Source organism: Pseudoalteromonas sp. APC 3224, assembly GCF_030407535.1.
In the GTDB taxonomy this organism is placed as follows: domain Bacteria; phylum Pseudomonadota; class Gammaproteobacteria; order Enterobacterales; family Alteromonadaceae; genus Pseudoalteromonas.
The window spans coordinates 47,740-69,478 of the sequence record NZ_JASDDF010000005.1 but is presented as its reverse complement, the minus strand read 5'-3'; the positions used below and the strand labels follow the sequence as shown (position 1 = coordinate 69,478).

Sequence of the window (21,739 nt, the reverse complement as noted above, 5' to 3'; positions counted from 1 at the left end):
GGATTAAAATTTGTTCAAACTAGGGGCGGTTTAATCGCGGCGCGAGATTTGTAACCTAGTGGGCTCGATAACTGCTCCTGCGTTATTCTACTGGCTTATATCCATGTAAGAATAAGTAAAAACCGAGCAAAGCTTCCGCGTCCTGCTCACGCCCCTTACCTACATCCATGTAGACAACAAAGAGTAAATCGCCCCTAGGCAGAACCCTACGGGTAGCGCCTTCATCTACTTATGAGGAATAACCACACTGCATAGGCTCTGCCTTGCTTAAATACCAAACAGGCTGCTGCAAATTTAACCTTGAAAGGTCAACAGACCCTGGTTATATCTAATAACTAGAACAAATAACAAAGGGATTAACACCTAGGCGGCTAAATCCGTTAGAATTAGCGGTAGGCTCTTTGTACTAATCTTAAGGCATTATTATGCGTCATGAAATTTGGCAACAGCTTCGCAGTGAAGCAAATGAAGTAGTAACCCGTGAACCTCTTTTAGCGAGCCATGTGTATTCGTGTATTTTAAATCACGAATGCTTAGGGTCTGCATTGAGTTTTATTGTTGCTAATAAACTAGCTGACGCTGTGGTTTCTGCCTTTACAATCCGTGAGCTGTTTGACCAAGCTTTTGTAAAGTGTGACCGGATGCTGACGTATGTTGCTCATGATATTAAAGCGGTAAAAGACCGTGACCCTGCGGCCGAAACCTACCTTACTGTGATTTTAAATTTAAAAGGGTTTCACGCGATTCAAGCACACCGCTTAGCTAACTGCTTATGGCAACAAAACCGTAAAGAGCTGGCTCGCTTTATTCAAAGCCGTACTTCAGAGGTGTTTGGGGTTGATATTCACCCTGCCTGTAAAGTCGGGCAAGGAATCATGTTTGACCATGCCACCGGTATAGTGATAGGCGAAACTGCCGTGATTGAAGATAATGTATCTATATTACAATCGGTTACATTAGGTGGTACGGGTAACGAGCAAGGCGATCGCCATCCTAAAATTAGAGCAGGCGTACTTATTGGTGCGGGTGCTAAAGTATTGGGTAATATTGAAGTGGGCGAGGGCGCACGAATTGGCGCAGGCTCTGTGGTACTAAGCCCTGTCCCGCCTCACACAACTGCTGTTGGCGTACCTGCAAAAATTATTGGTCGTCCCGATTGTGAGTGTCCGGCAGAAAGTATGAATCAAAACTTTTTAGAGTATCCCGAGCCAGAAAACGAATCGCACACCAGTGCAATGCTTTAACTTTTTGAGTACTTAGAAATGATATATAAAAGTAACCTTGTGGCTATGCTGCTCTGTTTTTCTTCAGGCGTGGCGTTAGCAAGTGGTTACTTTTTGTTTTTTAAAGATTCCACACGTGTTTTCTCAGCGCCTAAACAAGCTGTAATCTCTTCGCCTAACACTCAAGTCAATAATCAAGCAACTACTTTGCAAGACCTAGTGCAGGTTAATAAAGCCCAAGTGACTGATCAACAAACTCAGCTGGCACAACATGTGGTTGAGCTTAATCAGCGGCTTGAAAAAAAATCAATCCAGCTTAAGCAGTCTCAACAACAGTTAAAGTTAAATCAATTAGAAAGTGTAGAGCTTGATGATGAGCTCGCAATACAGTTTGAACAAGAGGCTGATAATCTCGAATGGAGTTACGAGCTTGAAGTCGCGTTAAATGACTTTTTAATTATTAATGAGTTTGCAGATAGCGCTAAGCTTACAGCGCTTAAGTGTAAGCAAACAATTTGCAAGTTTGAGCTTACCATAAACCAGAATGCCGTTAATTATGGGGCTAAATTATGGCGCGAGCTTAACGATAAGCTTCACCTTGAACCTTGGTGGCAGCAATTTAAACTCAGTGCATCTCAATCTAACGATGCCCGTATTGAGTTTACTGTTAGTACGCAAGGCTAGCGCTTAGCAATATGGCTAAGCTTCTACTTTTGAAATAAATTGGCCATCTACTAACTCAGTGATCAACACATCACCCATTTTTACATCTTCCACTGATTTAACCACTTTATTTTGCGCTGTTTTAGTAATGCTGTAACCGCGCGCTAATACATTAAGGGGGCTGACCGAATCAAGCCGACTCGCTTGTAAAGCAAGCGTATTATTTGCGTGTTGTAGTTGCTGCTGGATAGCTTGGTTTAGCCTTGCATGAAGCTGTGCTAACTGATGGTTTGCAGTTGCTAGCTTTTTATCTGGTGATTGGCGCATTAGGCGTGGAGTTAAATTAGCTAACACGCGTTCTTGCTGGTATAAACGCTGACGCATTGCCTGTTGCAGTGCAATACTCAGCTCATCTAAGCGTTGTGATTTTTGGTTTAGCTGATTGCGCGGGTGGCATAAATTTAAGCGGTGCTGCAACTGTATGGCTAGTGCGCGTTTATCGGCAATGTCGTGTTTAAATGCATTCGCTAAACGGCTAATTAACTGATTAACCCTATTATGTAGCTCTTGTGTATTGGGGCTTACGAGCTCTGCGGCTGCAGAAGGAGTTGCTGCACGTACATCAGCAACGTAATCGCTAATCGTGGTGTCTATTTCATGGCCAACAGCGCTCACAATGGGTAGTGCGCTTTGATAAATAGCGCGAGCAAGGTGCTCATGGTTAAAGCACCATAAATCCTCTAATGAACCACCGCCGCGCCCGAGTATAATAACGTCGACCTCATTACGTAAATTTGCCAGCTCTATTTGCTTTATTAAATGGCCATGCGCTTCTTTGCCTTGCACCATCGCAGGATAAATAACGACTTCTAATTGCGGCGCACGACGTTTTAGTACTGTTAAAATATCTTTAATTGCGGCGCCTGTAGGTGAGGTGATCACCCCTATGCGATTTATGTTTTGGGGTAGGGGTTTTTTATAAGCGGAGCTAAATAAGCCCTCTGCAGCCAAACGCATTTTTAGCGCGTCAAACTCTTGCTTAAGTTGCCCTTCGCCGGCAGGCTCCATATGTTCAACAATAAGCTGGTAGTCACCACGGGGTTCGTACAAAGATACACGTGCTTTAACGGTTACTTGTGCGCCGTTAATTGGTCGGTAACTTTGGTTGCGATTATTGCCTCGCCACATGGCGGCTTTAATTTGCGCTTTATCGTCTTTTAACGAAAAATACCAATGCCCAGAAGCAGGCGCAATAAAGTTAGAAATTTCACCTGTGAGTACTAAAGACGCAAAACCTTGTTCAAGTAAGGCACGTATTTCACGATTAAGGCGAGATACGGTATAAACCGTTTGCGAGGGCTTAGAAAACATAAAAACTACCAAAAAACATTTATAAATCTAGCTTATCATAAATAAATACAAAATATTATTTACTAGTGCTTACAACGCTGTTAAAATTTGGCCGCAATTCCTTATCTTAGATCCACATGTGAGAAGTTGCCAAAATGCTTAGAATCGCTAAAGAAGCTCTTACCTTTGATGACGTACTTTTAGTACCTGGTCATTCTACTGTTTTGCCACACACGGCAAATATTTCAACTCGCTTAACGCGTGGTATCAAACTTAACTTGCCGCTCATTTCAGCATCTATGGATACTGTTACAGAAGCTCGTTTAGCTATTGCCCTCGCGCAGGAAGGTGGTCTTGGTTTTATTCATAAAAACATGACCATTGCAGAACAAGCGAAAAATGTTCGTAAAGTTAAAACCTATGAAGCAGGTATTGTTTCATACCCTGTTACAGTAACCGCCGATCTGACTATTGCAGATGCCGTTGAGCTGTCTCAGGAAAAGGGATTCTCAGGTTTTCCGGTCACCGATAGCGAAAATAACCTTGTAGGTATTGTAACTAGTCGTGATATGCGCTTTGAAACTAAGCTTGAACAGCCGGTTTCAACAGTGATGACGAAAAAAGAAAACCTAGTAACGGTTAAAGAGGGCACCGCTCGCGAAGATATCTTAAGCTTAATGCACGAACACCGCATTGAAAAGATTCTTGTGGTTGATGATGCGTTTAAACTTAAAGGCATGATCACCGTAAAAGATTACCAAAAAGCACAAGACAAACCAGATGCATGTAAAGACGAGCAAGGTCGTTTACGTGTAGGTGCTGCGGTAGGTGTTGGCGCAGGTACTGATGAGCGTATTGCTGCATTAGTTGAAGCCGGTGTTGATGTACTACTAATCGATACTTCTCATGGTCACTCGCAAGGTGTTATTGACCGTGTTGCAGCGACTCGTCAAGCTTACCCAGATTTACAAATTGTTGCGGGTAACGTGGCAACTGCCGAAGGTGCTATTGCCCTTGCAGATGCCGGTGTTGATGCTGTTAAAGTAGGTATCGGCCCAGGTTCTATTTGTACTACACGTATTGTTACTGGTTGTGGTGTACCACAAATAACAGCTATTTCAGATGCGGTTGAAGGCCTTAAAGGTCGCGATATTCCAGTGATTGCCGATGGCGGTATTCGTTTTTCTGGTGATATTGTAAAAGCATTGGTTGCGGGTGCATCGTGTGTAATGGTTGGCTCTATGCTCGCGGGTACTGAAGAAGCTCCGGGTGAAGTTGAACTTTATCAAGGTCGCTACTACAAGTCTTACCGTGGTATGGGTAGCCTAGGAGCGATGGATCAAAAAGAAGGTTCATCAGATCGCTACTTCCAAAAATCAAACCAAGCTGACAAGTTAGTACCTGAAGGTATTGAAGGTCGTGTTGCTTATAAAGGACCAATTGCAACCATTATTCACCAACAAGTGGGTGGTCTTCGCAGTGCAATGGGTTTAACCGGTTGTGCCACCATTGAAGAGCTAAACACTAAGCCACAATTTGTACGTGTTACTTCTGCTGGTATGGGTGAGTCGCATGTTCATGATGTGCAAATCACTAAAGAAGCACCGAACTACCGTTTAGGCTAATCAGCCTTAACAACTTGAAATAAGTGGGCTAAACTTTGTTAGCCCTAATATAGTCACACAGCTTAAGCTGGTGGCGTTTAGCACCTGACTTTACGAGATACTTCATGAGCAAAGACATTCACGATTCACGAATCCTCATTTTAGATTTTGGTTCACAATACACGCAGTTAATTGCCCGTCGCGTACGCGAAATTGGTGTTTATTGTGAGCTTTGGGCTTGGGATGTAACCGAAGAGCAAATTCGCGAGTTTAACCCACAAGGTATTATCCTTTCAGGTGGCCCAGAATCAACTACGCTTGAAAACAGCCCGCGTGCTCCTGAGTATGTATTTAATGCTGGCGTACCCGTACTTGGTATTTGTTACGGTATGCAAACTATGGCAACGCAGCTTGGCGGCCGTGTACATAGCTCAGATAAAAAAGAATTTGGTTACGCACAAGTTGAAAAAGTGGGTAACTGTGCATTATTTGATGCCATTGAAGATCATATTACTGATGGCGGCAATGGCGTACTTGACGTGTGGATGAGCCACGGCGATAAAGTAATGGAAATTCCAGATACTTTTAAAACTACTGCTAAAACATCTACTTGTCCACATGCGGCAATGTCTAACGAAGAAAAACGTTTTTACGGCGTACAATTTCACCCAGAAGTAACACACACACATCAAGGTCAACGCTTATTAGAACGTTTTGCTATTGATATTTGTGGTTGTGAAAAATTATGGACGCCAGCAAAAATAATTGATGATGCCATTGAGCGTATCAAAGAAACCGTTGGCGACGACGAAGTTATTTTAGGCTTATCAGGCGGTGTAGATTCATCGGTTGTGGCGATGCTTATTCACCGCGCTATTGGTGAGCGACTAACCTGTGTATTTGTAGATAACGGGCTACTTCGTTTAAACGAAGGCCAACAAGTCATGGACATGTTTGGCAATAAGTTTGGTTTAAACATTGTAAAAGTAGATGCCGAAGATCAATTCTTAAATGACTTAGCAGGTAAATCAGACCCAGAAGATAAGCGTAAAGCCATTGGCCATACGTTTATTAACGTATTTGATGAGCAAGCTAAAAAGCTTAAAAACGCAAAATGGTTAGGCCAAGGTACAATTTACCCTGACGTAATCGAATCAGCGGCCTCAGCGACTGGTAAAGCGCACGTAATTAAATCGCACCATAATGTGGGCGGCTTACCAGATGATATGCAAATGGGCTTAGTAGAGCCATTACGTGAGTTATTTAAGGACGAAGTACGTAAAATTGGTTTAGAGCTAGGTTTACCGTACGACATGCTTTACCGTCACCCATTCCCAGGGCCAGGTTTAGGTGTGCGTGTACTTGGCGAAATCAAAAAAGAGTACTGTGATTTATTACGCCGTGCTGATGCTATTTTCATTGAAGAGCTTCACAAAGCAGAGCTTTACCATAAAGTAAGTCAAGCGTTTACTGTATTCTTACCGGTTAAGTCGGTAGGGGTTATGGGTGATGCACGTAAGTACGATTGGGTTGTTTCACTTCGTTGTGTAGAAACCATCGACTTTATGACTGCGCGTTGGTCACATTTACCGTATGAGTTCTTAGGTGTTGTTTCAAACCGCATCATTAATGAAATCGACGGTATTTCTCGTGTTGTTTACGATATTTCAGGTAAACCACCTGCCACTATCGAGTGGGAATAATCCTCCCATTGCTATAATTAAGTAATAACTAACGGCGAATTAGCATGCTAATTCGCCGTTTTGTTTATTTAAAAAGCAAACAAACCGAAAAGTTGAATTTTTACTTTACCTTTGTCAAAAGGTCTTTATAATTCATCGTCATTGCAGGGGCGTAGTTCCAATTGGTAGAACAGCGGTCTCCAAAACCGACGGTTGGGAGTTCGAATCTCTCCGCCCCTGCCATTTCTCCTTTACATCGTTTTGATTACTTCCTATATTATTCATCTTACTAATTCCATCGAGTCGTTATGCATTCACGTTACGCATCTGTTTTTGGTATAGAAAAGCTTGAACTTAATCAACACTTTCGCCCAGCTCAGTCAGAGCAGTCAGCTAATTCATCGTTAATACTCAGTGATACACTAAAAGATGATATTGAGCGTGCATTTGCGCCTGTAACAATTAACAAGATTGTTAAGTCATCAACCATAGAGTTTAGTGAACAACAATTAAGCTTACCTGATTCCACCCTGTCCAGTGCACAAAAACGTGCGTTATGGGCATTAATGAGTGAACACCTTGATACACTTTAAGTCAGTTACCGATGAGAATATCAATGAGCTAATGGCCATTGAAACCACTTGCCACACACATCCTTGGACATTAAAAACAATGCAGTCGTGCTTGCAGGGCCGCTATTTTAATTTAGCCGCGTTCGACGACGAGCAAATGATAGGTTTTTACATTGGTGAAAAAGCAGGGCCCGATTTTACCTTAATGGATATTTGTGTTGCTCCGAGCTTTCAGGGGCAAGGGTTTGCTCAGCAGTTATTAACGCAGTTTATAGCTTATGGTGAGCAACACAGCGCTGAAAACTTATTTTTAGAAGTCCGCGAATCTAATACGCGGGCTATTGCTTTGTATGAACGTGCGGGCTTTATTGAAATGTCAGTACGTAAAAATTATTACCCCAGTGATGCACCCAATAAAAACGGCTTTGAAGACGCGATTTTAATGGGCATGGCACTGGGTTTAAATTTTTAACGATTACTTATTAGCGATGGCTTGCTCTATTGCAGCAATAAGTTCTGCAACGCACTTTTCTATTTGTGACACATCATTACCTTTTAAACTTTGCTCAAGTGCTGATGCGCTTTGGTAAATTTCATCAAAGTTAAAGCAACCTGCACTGCCCTTAATACTGTGGGCAAGGGCGCGTAATGTCTCGCAATCTTGGCTGTTATATAGGGTTTTTATCTGTTGCAAATAATCAGGCAAACTTGCTAAATAGTTTGCGTTTATTTGCTGAAACTTTTCGCTCTTCAATAAGCTATCCCACTTATTTTGGTTATCACGCTCAAGGTGTAAATAGCTAACTAATACATTTTCTAGTGCGTCTTTATCAATAGGTTTTCCCAGCGCTTCATCACAGCCTGCTTCAAGGTAAGTATCAATATCATGATTCATCACATTCGCGGTTAGTGCGATAATTGGGCCATCGTAGGCTGCATCTCTAAGCATTTTAGTCGCTTCTAACCCACCCATAACCGGCATTTGCATATCCATGATTATAAGCTGGTAGTCGTTTACTAATGCCATTTCTACAGCTTGTGCACCATTGTTGGCTATATCGGGCTCTAATCCCCATGTTTGTAATAGCAATTTAATCAATAACTGATTATCGGGGTTATCTTCTGCTACCAAAATTTGTGCATCAAAGCTGTTGCTCGCAAAAGACAGCTGCGGATCCTTTTCTGGTGTTAGTTGAGAGTGTTCGGTTAATAATAAATTGCCGCCAAGGCTATTATTCAAATGGCAATCTATATCGATAGTAAAGCAACTACCCACGCCCACCTCACTGGTTACACTTACATCCCCACCTAACAATTGAGCTAAATTTTTTGATATACACAGCCCCAATCCCGTACCACCAAACCGACGTGTCGTTGTGGCATCGGCTTGCTCAAATGGCGTAAACAATCGATTAATTTGGTTTGACGACATACCAATGCCGGTATCTTCTATAACAAAGGTAAGCGTTTTTGGTGCTTGGTATTTAGCGGTTATAGTAACCTGACCTTGCTCAGTAAATTTAACCGCATTACTGGCAATATTAATGAGTATTTGCTTTAAGCGAGTAATATCACTATTAATAGTATGCGGTAGCGGAAGTGTATAATTAATTGTAAATGATAGCTGTTTCTCTTGTGCTAAAGGTTTAATGATTGATTCAACATCATGAATAAGCTGTACAACATTTAGCGGCGTTTTTTCAACCGCGAGTTTTTCGGCTTCAATTTTTGAAAGATCGAGAATATTATTAATAAGCTCTAACAAATGTTTTGAATTACGTAGAATAGTACCTAAATGGTGTTTGTCATTGGTTGCTTTTTCGCTGTGCAGTAGTTGCTCTGTAAATCCCATAATAGCTGTAAGCGGGGTGCGAATTTCATGACTCATATTGGCTAAAAAGCGGCTTTTAAGCTGGTTTGCTTGTTCTGCTTGGGCTATGGCGGTTTCAAGCTTGCTGTTCATCGATTCAAGCGCCTTAGTCCGGCTTTCTACTTTGTCTTCTAAGTGATGCTTATATTCTTCAAGTTGCTGTTGATAATGCTTAATTTGGTTAATCATGTGATTAAAGTCGTTAAACAGTATCCCTACTTCATCCGTAGTATAAGCAGGTAGTGTAACAGAGAGATCGCCATCACCAACGCGATGACTTGCTTCACCTAATAATTCTATTGGGTTAAGCAGTAAATTACGCACCACAATAAAAATTAAGATTGGGAGGGTGATCACAGAAATAATTACAATTAGCCCGGTGATCACACTAATTGCTTTACCCGATTGATATAACACCGCTTTAGGAATAGTCGACACATAATAGTAGCCGCCACTCATTTGGGCGGCAAAAATTAGTCGCTCTATTTTATCAACACTTGAAAGCTCAATAGTTGATAAGCTACCTATATCCGCTAAATCGTTAATTTTATTTAGTTCATATTTAGTAACATAGTGGCCACGCATTTTATAATCAGAGCTAAATAAAATTTTACCATCGCTGGCCAGTAATAAATTTAAGGTGTTGTTATAAGGCGCTTCTAAAATACTGGTGTTTAAAATAGAGGGGTCTACTTTAAGAATAATAAAGCCTAGCTGTTGTGGGCGTTTTAAATAATAGTCGACGCTATATATGCGCTGCACAAAGTATAAGTTAGTGGTGCCATCTTCTTTTTGCACCATAAACTGCTGCTGGCTTAAATTACTTTGTTTTACTTGATCAAAAAATGGGTAGGATTTGGGCGCTACGGTTAAATTACTGGAGTAATAGGCGTCACTTTTACCGGTTTTTGAGACTAAGTTAATACTAATAATGTCAGGGTAGGCTTCACTGTAACTGGCAAATACGTCCATTAACGCGCCAAGGCGATAGGTATAGCTGGCGTCTTCAAATAAATCTTTAGCTAAAAAGTCACTTAGTACCGGTGAAGCAGAGAGTAACTTAGCCGTTGCATGAAAAGAATCGATATAGTTGAATACTTTTTGCTGCTGTTGTTCTACAAAGCGACTCATGATCAAGTCGGCTTGTTTTTGCGTGGAGTTGGTTACATTAGTGAGCGTAAAGCCCCCTAAAAATAACAACGGCAGTATAACCAATGGAGTTATATACCATAATAATCGAATACTTAGCTTACTGGTTTTCATGCCCAAACAATAACTCCACCGTGTAATTTTCCCAATAGTATGCGTTAGTCGTACATTAAACAAGCTTCCTACTCACTGGCTTAATTATAGTTTCTCAGAAGTGCTTCATTACTTGCAATCGTTGCTTTCTGGTTAAGGAAAACAAGGTATAATAGCGTAAATTCTATTTTTACGATGCCAAAAAAGCCTGTGTGGCTGGTTTTGTTGTGCGTTGTTATGTGTTCTGCACAACTACATTAGGACACTTTTCTTAAGGAACTTTGTTCATATTCTACTGGCGATAGAGCACCATTAGCTGTATGAAGTTGTAATAGCGCATATACGCCATTACATCATTTCTATTATGCTCACGTGTTTGCTGTGGTATTTTCAGCAACCAATCGTGTTTTAACTGCCGAAGAACCTTTCAACAGCAGCACCATATCAACAAGCGCCGACATCGCTCATACTCGCTATCGCTATTGTTAGCTGACAGTTTACGATAATGCTTACTGGTATATTGTGAGCCCCTATCGCTGTGAAACACTAAGTCTTTTGACGGCTGACGCAAGTTATAAGCTTTCATCATCGCTTTGCTTACTAAGTCAGTCGTTAATCCTTTGTCTATATACCAACCAATGATATGACGTGAATATAAGTCCATAACAATAGCTAGGTACATCCAGCCTTCATCTATTCTTAAGTAAGTCACATCACCAGCCCAGTTCTGGCGCAACAGTATTGAAGTTTTGATTCAATATGTTATCGGTAACGGCATCACTGTGCTTATGCTTGGTTGTTACCTTGTATGTAACGCGTTAAGTTACAACCAACTCAAACGTTGCCATTAACTTCTGAAGCCATAATTCTTTACCTTAAAGCCCTCCTGCATAACTTCTTTTAAGCTCTCTATAACCTAAGTTATTCCGACTTTGTTTGAATAGAAACTTGGCTCTGCGGAGAAAATTAAGCTGCTTAGTAGTAATCACCTTTACAGGTCGTTTAAGCCCAGCGTAATTAGCACTTCGTCTGACTGTTATTACCTTATAGAGCTTAATTACGGGAAACACAGGTGATAACTGTTTAATCATTTTAAATGTTACTTCCTTGCGTAGCTTCAATAGCTCAGCGCGTTCATTGGTATTTTAAATAGCGTCCGATTGCTCAGCTTCAAACTTAGTCTTCCAGTTATGTTGGTAATCAGAAGTTTATTCATTATTTGTATATGAAAGAGAAATATCTGTATTTATCATAGGTTTTTTAAAAATAACCCACGTAGTATTTATTTGTAGATAAGTGGTTCGTTCCACTCTGATAAAAGTAGGTTACTGAAGGCCACTTCAGTTTTTTGAACTAAATATCACATCACCTAATTGGGACTGATGTGGCGGAGCTTGCCTAAATGTCAGCAGCACAAAAGAACTGGTATCAAATATACACTCATTCGAATTGTGAAAAATTACTGTACAACAAAATCTCTGCTATGGGGTTTGAAGCATACCTTCCTCTTAGAAAAAAGAAAAAGCAATGGACGGACAGAGTAGTAGAAACAGAGGAACCAGCATTCAAATCCTATATGTTCGCCAAGTTGAGCTGCGAAGATATGCGCTTGGTAGAGCGATTATCTGGGTTTGGCTTTTTCATAACGTATGGCAATAACAAATCATCTGAAAGGTTCTTTCCCAAAATAACAGACTTAACGATAGCCTTGGTAGCGCAGGTGCTAGCTGATTTTCCAGAAGCTCAATTACAAGCCTCAAAATTTAAAAAAGGGGAGGAAGTTGTTATTAAGCACGGTAATCTGAAAGGTTACCGTGCCATTGTTCTTTCTTCTAAAAGTAAGAAAAACGATGAGAGATTGGCGGTAGAGCTCCAAGGTTTGAAGGATTCGCTTGTTATCGATGTTAGCAAAGAACTAATTGAACATAGCGTATAAAAATATGAAAACAATAATAGCTGGGCTAAGAAATGTATTTTCCCAAAAAGATCAAAACCCTTTTGTTAAACAGTGGCAGAGTTTCAAAAGCAATTTGGCTAAAGGACAAAGCAAAAGAACAGAACAAACTCCATGGATCGTTTGTATTGGACAAGAGTCAGGATCCGCTTTATCGCAGTTACTAGATATTGGTATTGAATTAAGTGAGAAGCAGTCGATAAAAATTGGCCTAGAACACAGCTCTTTCGGAGTTTACCGAGATTGCACTATTCACATTATGTCCAACTTACCTAGTAATGCTAAAACTTATGCACAACTAATCGACTTTTACCAACAAAGTGTGACTTTTAACGAACTCATTCTGTTCAGTATTGTTACAGCTAAAACTATTAATGAGTCCTCGTTATTGATGCATTTACTATCCAATAAACGTACCTTCATACAAGACACGGGGGCATCCAATTTTGAAGTGATTTTATCTTTGTCTGACGAAGATCTGTTAATGGAGACAAATTTTTACCTAACGTATTGCGAAAAAGCAAAAGAAGAAAATAAGGTTACCATTAGTTTAAACGAACCGCTGGAACAGCAGTTGTATACCTTTGAGTTACAGCGCCGTGACTGCCTAATAATCTGTGATCCCCAAGATTACTTAAATACGGTCTCTTTTATATCTAATGTCGTTTCTCATATTGAGCAGATACATAAAACGTTGGTAACAGTAGAACCAAACATAAGTAAAGTTAATTATTTCTTCTCACCGTTAAACGCATTTGATGCAATAACAAGGCAAGCGTAATTGGCGTAGCTATGGCAAAAGAATTAGATAGCACTAATCATCTAGATCAATTTATTACAGAGTTAGACTCGCCTTACATCAACAAGGTTGATACACACGCTTCATCGGTGAAGTTAACAGAAAAGTACCCTGCAATATTCCTCGAAAAGCTACAATCGACAAAAGGTTTAAGCGTAAAAAAGTATTGCCTCTATGAACTATTAACAGCTAGATCTCCTTTTGCTAAAGAGCCTGTAAAAGCGTCAGAAAGTTTATTGAGGAGGCTTCAGTTCTGGAAAAAAGAGTCTTTTGCAGAAACAGAATTTAAACAATTAGATGAAATGGTCTTCAGAGCTGAGATGTATATTAGAAATTGTGGAGTTAGCTGCGGTGAAGTTGTAGCGTTAGTCGATTTAACAGGCATTCCATTATTAGTCTACGTATTAGCTGTATTAAAGGTAGGCGGAAAATTTACCATTTTAACGACTCAATCGAAAACTGTTTTTGACACTAGGGTTTCATATTTGACGAACGGATTAGGAAAAGCTCCCGCTTTAAAACTTATCGTAAATCCAAGTAACGTCGCGTTATTAAATAAAAGTGAAGAAAATGACTCAGTAATGAGTAAAGAAGAAAAACAGTTTGCATTCGAGTACGACGCTGATTTACCGGCTTGTATTACTTTTGACGAAGAGACTGGCCAAGACGGGCAACCTTGGCTCTTGTCGGCTAAAGAACTCTATGAATCTATATTAGTGAACGGAGTATGTCTGTTTGGTTCAAAACAGACAGGAAAATTAGTAATTCCTGAAAATTGTAAGACCTACTATCACTGTAGTTTAATGCTAACTAGCTTAGTATATGGGGTCACTCCGGTTTTCCAATCACTTGAAACGGAAAGCGCGATAGATAACTTGTCTTATTTATTATTTGAAGAAAGTAGTAAAAAGAGATATCTAATTTTATTGGATAGTTGGCCTTTTGACTTGTCTGCGTCTGTGTCAAATCTGTTAGCAAAACTGGGCAACCAGGACATAGATACAGAGCATATATTCAGAGTGCGGTATTCTAATGTTTTATTTGGTATCACTTTACTAAGTAAATGGTACAAAGACGGTAAAGTTAAAAACGTTATACCTACACCAGGGAGAGAGTTTAGCTTAACTAATCCTTTGTTAATCAACCAGCGAACAAATAATGGGCAAGGTTTACTTAGCTATAAACGCGCAAATGGCAGCGAGTACATAAGCAATGATCTAGTAACCTCAACTGGTCTTTATTATGTTTATCAAGAGTGGTCAACACCTAGAGTTGAAGACACTTTGTATCCTGAACAATCTACCATTTATTCTTTGTCCTGCTACTTAACGAGCACTTTCAAAGGGTGGTTGTGGGCTGACGTAATGATGTTGCCTGCACATTTAGCAAAAGCAGGGGAAATTAAACTATTAGTGCTCTATATCGACGGTCGAATGAAAGAACAACAATTAGCCAACGTTGATCATAGCAAACTTACACACACCATTATTAGTTGGTTTAAATCCTCAACTCTAGAGTGTTTTTCACCAACAAAAAAGCAAATAGATTGTGCTTTCTATTATCCAAAAAACGCAGAAACTTCTGAAACATTAATACAGCATTGGTTATCTGGAGAGCTGGTAAAAAAAAGCAACCTAGAGTCTTTTCGTGCAATTTCACTATTGAGAAAAAAACTCAAAAGCTTTTAGCTGAACCCCAGTGTATACGACACTTTGTTCCATTTAGCCTACGTCCATTCAAACCTGTAAAAGATCTACATTCAACTAAATAACAACTAGCTATTTAATACCATTAAAGGAGCAATATATGGCTATTCAAGATGAAAAAAACATACCCAAATCCAGAGTTACGCTCAGGTACAGAACAGAAATTAACGGTGTCTCCGAAGATATAACCTTGCCTTTGAGAATTTTAGTTGCTGCTGATTTTTCAGGGTTCGATAGTGGAGGTGAGAATAAAGGGACTTTTGGCGAAAGGGATCTTGAAAATATTACTAAAAGAGCGTCGATCGAAAAAAGGCAAATATTTAACGCTAAAGACATAATGAATCTGGAAGTTAAAAAGGATAACGGCGAAAAGCTGAGTGAAAGTGAATATTACAACTCAGTCTTTCAAAGGTTAAATGTTCCTTTTACTAGTGACAGTGTGTTTGATGAAGATTTTTACAAGGAGCTTCCTTATAAAAGAGCTGGCGCCATCAAAAAAGTCGACGACTTTAACCCTAATTTATTTGATTTTAAAACCATTAACAAAGACATAGAGGAAAAAAAAGAACAAAACAACAATATATCTACATTTTTGTCTAAGCTAGGAAACGATAGAAGCTTTTACAATAACATTAGGGGACTAATTAAAGTAGCTGTTGGTGCAACGCCTCTAGACCCTGATGTTACTGATTTCTATGATAATAAAGATAATGCAAAGTACATCAGAAAATTAACGGCGCTGTTAGATTTGTCTGATCAGATTGGCGATTTTGATAACGCCGTTGAAAAAACAGACAAAAAACTATTTACGTTTTTCAAACAATTAGAAGACTTTAAAGTAGCAGGTGCAGGGGGTAAGCCGTTAACACTTACCCGAAATGAAAAAGCAGACGCTTATATCGGTATTACCGAAGATGAGATCAAGTCACTTGGGGCTTTCGACCAAATAGTTACAGATTTACCTGGTGTTGACGATGAAGCTACCTTTTTTCATAACGCGACTGATTCGTTCAAACCAAATTACGAGAGTATTACTGGTGACGAAAATCTAAAGAGTTTTGCAGAACGAAAAGAACTTAAGCTCTATGAACCTGAATTATTAGACGAATTCAAATTCTTAGAATCCGTTAACGCTTTTACATTTGACTATACGGATCCAACAGATGGCAGTTTAATTATTGGTGAACTAAAAACAGAGTTAACTGAATTGCAAAGCAAGAATGATCAGGATATTGCAAAAGAAATCGACAAGATCATTCACGACCCTGCTTTCAAGAGTATAGAATCCAGTTGGAGAGCTTTAGAGTACCTAGTTAAAAATACCGACTTTTCCAAAGACATTCGCATTGATTTTATTGATATTGCAAAAAGTGAACTAGCCGAGGATTTCACTGCAAATCGTACAGATATTCCCAATAGCTTCTTTTTTAAAAGGGTATATACACAAGAATACGACCAATATGGCGGACAACCATTCAGTGCAATTATTGGACTTTATGAATTTGAAAATACCAAAAAAGACCGTGACTGGCTGGCTACGATGGGCAGAATATCTAACCTAGCTCATTGTCCTTTCATTTCATCCGTTGGCCCTAAATTTTTCGTAGGTGAAGACGATATTTTTAAGCTGGCAGATATAAGAAACCTTTCAGGTCATATGGCACAGCCTCAATTCGATGACTGGAACGAATTTAGAGACACTGAGCAAGCTGCTTATCTAGGTTTTACCGTTCCTCGTTTTATGATTAGACGCCCTTATGACGTAACGACAAATCCTGCTGGTGATTTAAAGTACACCGAGAACATGAGTGCAGATACAAAACTCGGAATTCATAATAACTATTGCTGGGGCAATTCAGCAATACTATTTGCTCACAACCTAGTTAAATCATTTGAAGAGACGTCTTGGTGCCAGACTATTCGAGGCCCCAAAAACGGTGGATACATAGAGCACTTACCACGTCATATTTTTGAAATTGGGGGGCTAACATTAGAAAAAGCGCCAGTAGAAATAGTACTGCCTGACTATCGTGAATTGGACTTTGCCAAGTCTGGATTTATGGCACTGGTCAACAAGAAGAACACAAGCAGTGCTTGCTTTTTTAGTTGCCAATCAATCAAGTTAGGCAAGAAGTTTAAGGATGACAACGATACCAAGAATTCTCAGATGGTTATCAACTTGGCGTATACGCTCTCCATTACCAAAATAGCGCATTATATAAAGTGCATTATGCGCGACAACATTGGTGGTTCAGCCGATGCAGCGTTTATTACTAAGGTTATTAATTCGTGGCTCAATAACTATGTAACTACAGTAGTGAATCCAGATGACCTGACACTGCGACGATATCCATTTAAAGCGATTTCTGTAGAAACGGTAGAGCGAGAAGCAGAAATAGGTTGGTATGACTGCAAAGTCAAAGTTTTACCACATATTCAATTTGAAGGTTTAGAGACAGAACTTCAACTAGAAACACGCCTTGGCACTAAATAAAAGATAAATAAGGAGTAAACAAATGGCTGAAATGAACCTTTCCTGTGATGTAATGCAAGGCTTTAACTTTCAAAAAGACGCGCAATGCTTAATTGGTCACTTATCTCAATTAGAGATCTCAAGCGATGACAAAGGTAAATTTGAAATTGATATGGGGGTGTCAAACCCAACAAAAATCGGTGGTGATGAAGAGACAAAAGAAAAAGTAGTTGCTGTCATTTCAAACATTTACTGGGCTGGCGGACACGCGGATCCTATTTACATCGGTTGTCGAATTTCAACAGAGAATAAGACCAAGGCGGCAACACTGCAGCATACAACACTTAGTGATACAAAAGTTAAATTCAAGTTCATCATCTATGACTACGATCCTGCAAATAAGATCTTCTATCCGTGTTTTCATTGTGATGATGAACTAGAGGGATTAATCGCCAAAGACTCAGCTGCAGATGAGCTTGAATTTGGTGTGGATATGAATGCTTGTGGCGACGTCAATTCACCCAAAAACTATAACTTCTATGTAGCAATCATGCCTGATGAAGTAGAGAGAAAAGTAAACCTTGCCTTTGACAAGGACGCCAAAATCACTAAAAAGTGGGGTGTTTCAGTAAGTAAATAATAAGTTTTTGAGCGTTGCTTCGGCAACGCCTCAAACAAAATAAAGGGATAACGAGATGTTAAACCAATTAGCTGCAGTAGACTGGTGCAGGGGACAAACCTTACTGCCAGAACACTTAGAAGCACAAGAACTTTCATTATTAACGAACTCGAAATTAAGATTTGATAGCTTAGGTAAGCCATTCTTTGGCGTATTACAGCTTAGTTTTGATGAATCAGACTTGATGGAAGGTGCAATTAGACTGTCGGCAATGAGCTACCTTCTAGAAAGTGGAGAACTCATTGAGTTAGGAGGCAACGCTCAGTTGCTAACAACTAAAGGACTAGTAGTCTTACCCAAAGATAAGAACAGAGCTGATATCCGAATCAATATTTATACACATAAACGCTCCAACGGTATGGATGAAGCTAACGCTTGTTTCGATGATAAATCCATTACAGCAGTCGACGAAGTAAAAAAGCGATTTTACTATCTAGAGCTAATTTCATTTCCCAGTGCAAGCTCTGCGGAATCGACGGATGAAACTTTAAATCTCCAGCTGTTAGCGCAAGTTAAAATTGCTGAAATGTTTATGGATAAGCAGTTGAACTGGATACTCTATGAACAATTCATTCCAGCGACAGTACAAGTAAATAGAACTCCTTCTTTTGCACCTTATATAGCGAAACTGAGATTTTATCTAGATGCACTAGAGCAAGAAATTGAATTTGGTATAGCATCCAAGCCGCCTATTAAACACTCTGTTGCGGCAAATCTACAGTTTCAATTGCTTGGAGAGCTTTATTCGTTAAGCCAATTATTAGATTGCCTTTTGGACGCACAAGCTAAAATTTCAGTACATCCCTATGACCTATTTGCATCTCTACTACACCTTTACACATTATTGAAAGTTTATCGAAACTGCCAACAGCTAGAGTTAGATATCCAGCGACAGATAAAGGAGCCAGAACAACAAGAAGGTGAATTCGAAGAGCCACTGTATAGGCCTGAGATAAACTCTAAATGCGCGCTTAACGGCAATGAATTCTCTCGCCCAGACTGGCATAGGTTTAAGTATCGTCATGAAGCGTTGGGGCAAACGTTTTTTCAGTTACTCGATGCTTTTAAGTGTCTAATCTATAAAAAATCCTTCAGCTACCAAGTCGTAAAACTAGAAGAAAAAGACGGGATTTATTCAGCACCAATTACTGTTCTAAATCGGGCAAATTATTATTTGGCTGTATGGAACGAAGATCAGCAAATATTAGTTACTTTTGAACCTCCATTAAAAGCAACGAGCAGGGCTCAAGTCCCAATTATTACGTTACATAATATACCTGGTGTGACATTTAATCGCGTGCTTAACAAACAAACCAAAGAACGATTAGATCAAGCTTTGAGCCCGTGTATGCCATCCACCTATTTTGCGGTTGATACGACTGCTGGAGATAACCAGTGGTTACAAGTTAAACAAGATAAGAACATAGGTTTTTACGGCCAAAACGAATTCCGTAGCAGTCAGTTCTATATCGTTGTAGAGACCTGTCACAATGAGATTAATGGCTAAGTTTGCCGTCGTCAAAAACAATGACACTAGAACGACTAAGGATTTAGTGGCAGAACACTTAGAAAACTTATTTTCAATCACATTAGAATATGGCGCTTTTGAATATCATCTAGGTCTACCTAGAAAGAGCGGCGCCTTATGCTCTCAAGATGAGTTGCAAGACCTAGAGTTAGCCATAGCTAAAACAATTGAGTTGTTTGAACCCAGACTAGAGCTTCATGAAGTGAATGTATTTTACCAAGCTAAACGATGGCACTTTTTGGTTGTTGGACGAGTTGAAGGAGAATGTAGTGAGTTTAAATTTTTATCGGAGCCTTGATTATGAGTAATCTGATTTGCAGCATTGAACTCGACAAAGTTTCTGCACAAGGCATAACCATAGAAGTTAAGGACAAAGAAGGTAATAACCGTACGGTTCAACTCAATGACAAAGGTATTACCTTAACTTGCACCGATGGTAATAACTTCAGCGAGATCAAACAAGATCCCAAAAGCATTGAGTTATTGGTAAACGAAGGCCCGAGTTCAATTAAAATGGAAAAAGACAAGATCTCAATACATTGCAAAGATTTAGAAATAAACGCAGAAAATCACATTCAATTGACGTCTAAACAAGATACTAAAATGAAAGCTCAGCAGGGTATAACGCTAGAGTCTACTCAGGATACTAAGATCATTGCAAATCAAGCAGTAAATATCAAAGCCGCTTCGAATGTAGACATTGAAGCCACCGCTAATTTTTCAGCTAAAGCCAACGCAAAAGCGGACTTACAGGGCAACTTAACAACAGTCAAAGGAAGCCTAACAACCATCCAAGGAGAACTGGTCAAGCTAGGCTAGCTCATAGCCCAACGATTTCCGGTTAAAAAAATGAATAAAGACAGTATTTACCCGTTATACCTTGAGCAATTACAAGGTGTTAGAGACTTCCGTGAAAGTTATTATGGCAAGTACAAAACACAGGCACTGGAACGAGATGATCCAGAGTTACAACGATTAACAGAAGCCATTGCTTATTGCAGCGCTCACGCACAAATTGAAGGACAGAAAGCATTACGAGCTTATCAAGCTAACTTAATTGGGCAAATTCACCCTTACATGATGGCACCACTGCCTGCAAAATCGATCCTTAATCTAGTACCAAATGAAAAACTACCAAATAGCGTATCGTTGAAAGCAGGGACAGAACTGTTTGTCCAGTCTGAATCTAAAGACTTAGCAGTATTCTCTACCTGTCTAGAGATGAAAGTGGCTCCTCTGGTTTATGAGGGGCTAACCACCGAGCGACAAGGACTTAAAGAGTTGAATTTAAAACTCAACTTTAAAGCGTTAAGTGAACAACAAAATTCACCAGGTAAATTACCTATACTGCTAGATGTATGTCAGGACGTTCAGCAAACCATGAGTTTATATCAAGCAGTTGAGCAAGCAGAATGTTACATAACTTTTGACAAAATGGACTCTCCATACCCTTGTAAGAAAGTAATGAACCAACAAGCCTTTTACCCAGGTATGAACCCAATTGAAAGCTGTAGGCAATATTTTCACTTTCCTCAAGCTCAGTTCTGCATAGACATAGATATGCAAAAAGCGCCTGCTACATGGCGGTATTTGACAGTAAACCTAAGAGTCAGGGTAGATGCCAATACAAATTGGCAGAAGGGCAACTTTAAACCTTTTTGTGTGCCAGTTATTAACTTACAGAAAAAAGCAGCTCAGAGGATAAAAGTGGATGGCAAAAAAGTGAATTATCCTGTTTTTACGCAAGAACAAGAACAGCACGCAGAAGTACATTCCATTTTGGGCGTGTATAAACTTATCGGACAAAATAGAACGCCTTTATTACCTAGTGTCTTACACAACAGCTTATCCGTGGATAACGCCATTCCTAGCTATGGAATAAACTGGAGCGCTAGCCCTAATTTAGCATTAGATCTCAATCTACCTGAAGCGTTCAGTAACCCAGTTAATGTAGAGGTAGAAGCACTATGGCACCAACCTCGCTTTAGTAACACGTTTTGGCAGAAAACCCATGTAGCCCCTTTAAAAATGGATATGCCAGGCTTAGATTGGCAATTGACTGGCACAAAAGTAAAACACCGTGAAGCTGAGCGCTCTATAGAGTACTTAACATCACTATTAGAGCTGCGAAATAACGAAGTTGTCACAGTTGAGCACATACATTCATTAATAACGATATTAAGCACAGAGTGGGACAGTGTGTTCGACATTATAGGTGAAGGATATGAAGGTGTCATTGAACTAAAAGAGCCACAGAAATTTGCCATTCGACTAAAGCTCGACAAAGATAACAAGGCACTGGCTAAACTTTTTTTAGACTTCTTTCAAAGAGCGGTTGAAGCTTGGTTCGCTACGCAGACTGTGACGCTCAAAATTGAGTATATTAATTAACTT

General features: G+C 39.7%; 18 protein-coding genes and 1 tRNA gene. 16 read left to right on the top strand and 3 right to left on the bottom strand.

Features of this window, described 5'->3' with window-relative positions; translation table 11 throughout:
- Positions 1 to 425 precede the first annotated feature (425 nt).
- Positions 426 to 1,244, top strand: coding sequence for a serine O-acetyltransferase (gene cysE, locus QL989_RS03810; protein ID WP_008110273.1), 819 nt, complete (start codon positions 426 to 428; stop codon positions 1,242 to 1,244).
- A gap of 18 nt (positions 1,245 to 1,262) precedes the next feature.
- Positions 1,263 to 1,907: a hypothetical protein gene (locus tag QL989_RS03805; protein WP_290168373.1), complete on the top strand. Its 645-nt coding sequence runs from the start codon at positions 1,263 to 1,265 to the stop codon at positions 1,905 to 1,907.
- 15 nt (positions 1,908 to 1,922) lie between these two features.
- Here QL989_RS03805 and xseA read toward each other — a convergent pair whose 3' ends face one another.
- The gene (gene xseA, locus QL989_RS03800; RefSeq protein ID WP_290168371.1) at positions 1,923 to 3,257 is read right to left on the bottom strand and encodes an exodeoxyribonuclease VII large subunit; all 1,335 of its coding nucleotides are present in this window, start codon (positions 3,255 to 3,257) and stop codon (positions 1,923 to 1,925) included.
- A 134-nt stretch (positions 3,258 to 3,391) separates the two neighbouring features.
- Here xseA and guaB point away from each other — a divergent pair, with 134 nt between their 5' ends.
- From guaB to rimI, 5 genes are all read left to right on the top strand, one after another.
- A complete protein-coding gene (gene guaB / locus QL989_RS03795; RefSeq protein WP_008110278.1) occupies positions 3,392 to 4,861 on the top strand; it encodes an IMP dehydrogenase in 1,470 nt (489 codons plus the stop codon).
- Positions 4,862 to 4,965: 104 nt separating this feature from the next.
- Positions 4,966 to 6,543, top strand: coding sequence for a glutamine-hydrolyzing GMP synthase (guaA, locus tag QL989_RS03790; RefSeq protein ID WP_010387703.1), 1,578 nt, complete (start codon positions 4,966 to 4,968; stop codon positions 6,541 to 6,543).
- 145 nt (positions 6,544 to 6,688) lie between these two features.
- A tRNA-Trp gene (locus tag QL989_RS03785) sits at positions 6,689 to 6,765 on the top strand.
- A gap of 65 nt (positions 6,766 to 6,830) precedes the next feature.
- Positions 6,831 to 7,115, top strand: a complete 285-nt coding sequence (locus QL989_RS03780; protein WP_138608778.1) for a hypothetical protein — start codon at positions 6,831 to 6,833, stop codon at positions 7,113 to 7,115.
- The gene (rimI, locus tag QL989_RS03775) at positions 7,102 to 7,566 is read left to right on the top strand and encodes a ribosomal protein S18-alanine N-acetyltransferase (RefSeq protein ID WP_171039644.1); all 465 of its coding nucleotides are present in this window, start codon (positions 7,102 to 7,104) and stop codon (positions 7,564 to 7,566) included. Before QL989_RS03780 ends, rimI begins: the two co-directional genes overlap by 14 nt.
- 3 nt (positions 7,567 to 7,569) lie before the next feature.
- On the opposite strand, the gene QL989_RS03770 is transcribed toward rimI, so the two are convergent.
- Both QL989_RS03770 and QL989_RS03765 read right to left on the bottom strand, forming a co-directional pair.
- Positions 7,570 to 10,227 carry an ATP-binding protein gene (locus tag QL989_RS03770; RefSeq protein ID WP_290168367.1) on the bottom strand — a complete coding sequence of 886 codons (2,658 nt, stop codon included), beginning with the start codon at positions 10,225 to 10,227 and terminating at the stop codon, positions 7,570 to 7,572.
- Between the two features lie 406 nt (positions 10,228 to 10,633).
- The gene (locus QL989_RS03765; protein ID WP_290168365.1) at positions 10,634 to 10,942 is read right to left on the bottom strand and encodes a DDE-type integrase/transposase/recombinase; all 309 of its coding nucleotides are present in this window, start codon (positions 10,940 to 10,942) and stop codon (positions 10,634 to 10,636) included.
- A gap of 666 nt (positions 10,943 to 11,608) precedes the next feature.
- Here QL989_RS03765 and QL989_RS03760 point away from each other — a divergent pair.
- The 9 genes from QL989_RS03760 (at position 11,609) to QL989_RS03720 (ending at position 21,736) form a co-directional block, all read left to right on the top strand.
- A complete protein-coding gene (locus QL989_RS03760; RefSeq protein ID WP_290168363.1) occupies positions 11,609 to 12,142 on the top strand; it encodes a transcription termination/antitermination NusG family protein in 534 nt (177 codons plus the stop codon).
- Positions 12,143 to 12,146: 4 nt separating this feature from the next.
- Positions 12,147 to 12,941 (top strand): hypothetical protein, encoded by a 795-nt coding sequence (locus QL989_RS03755; RefSeq protein WP_290168361.1) that lies wholly within the window; start codon positions 12,147 to 12,149, stop codon positions 12,939 to 12,941.
- A gap of 11 nt (positions 12,942 to 12,952) precedes the next feature.
- Entirely contained in the window at positions 12,953 to 14,647 is a 1,695-nt protein-coding gene (locus tag QL989_RS03750; protein WP_290168358.1) for a hypothetical protein, read from the top strand.
- Positions 14,648 to 14,765: 118 nt separating this feature from the next.
- Complete coding sequence (gene tssC, locus QL989_RS03745; protein WP_290168356.1) at positions 14,766 to 17,159, top strand: type VI secretion system contractile sheath large subunit; 2,394 nt, start codon at positions 14,766 to 14,768, stop codon at positions 17,157 to 17,159.
- A 22-nt stretch (positions 17,160 to 17,181) separates the two neighbouring features.
- Positions 17,182 to 17,778, top strand: a complete 597-nt coding sequence (locus QL989_RS03740; protein WP_290168354.1) for a hypothetical protein — start codon at positions 17,182 to 17,184, stop codon at positions 17,776 to 17,778.
- Positions 17,779 to 17,833: 55 nt separating this feature from the next.
- The gene (gene tssK, locus QL989_RS03735) at positions 17,834 to 19,324 is read left to right on the top strand and encodes a type VI secretion system baseplate subunit TssK (RefSeq protein ID WP_290168352.1); all 1,491 of its coding nucleotides are present in this window, start codon (positions 17,834 to 17,836) and stop codon (positions 19,322 to 19,324) included.
- Positions 19,317 to 19,643 carry a GPW/gp25 family protein gene (locus QL989_RS03730; protein WP_290168351.1) on the top strand — a complete coding sequence of 109 codons (327 nt, stop codon included), beginning with the start codon at positions 19,317 to 19,319 and terminating at the stop codon, positions 19,641 to 19,643. Before tssK ends, QL989_RS03730 begins: the two co-directional genes overlap by 8 nt.
- 2 nt (positions 19,644 to 19,645) lie before the next feature.
- The gene (locus QL989_RS03725) at positions 19,646 to 20,164 is read left to right on the top strand and encodes a hypothetical protein (protein ID WP_290168349.1); all 519 of its coding nucleotides are present in this window, start codon (positions 19,646 to 19,648) and stop codon (positions 20,162 to 20,164) included.
- A gap of 30 nt (positions 20,165 to 20,194) precedes the next feature.
- On the top strand, positions 20,195 to 21,736 hold the full coding sequence (locus QL989_RS03720) for a type VI secretion system baseplate subunit TssF (RefSeq protein ID WP_290168347.1): 1,542 nt from the start codon (positions 20,195 to 20,197) through the stop codon (positions 21,734 to 21,736).
- The last annotated feature ends 3 nt before the right edge of the window (positions 21,737 to 21,739 follow it).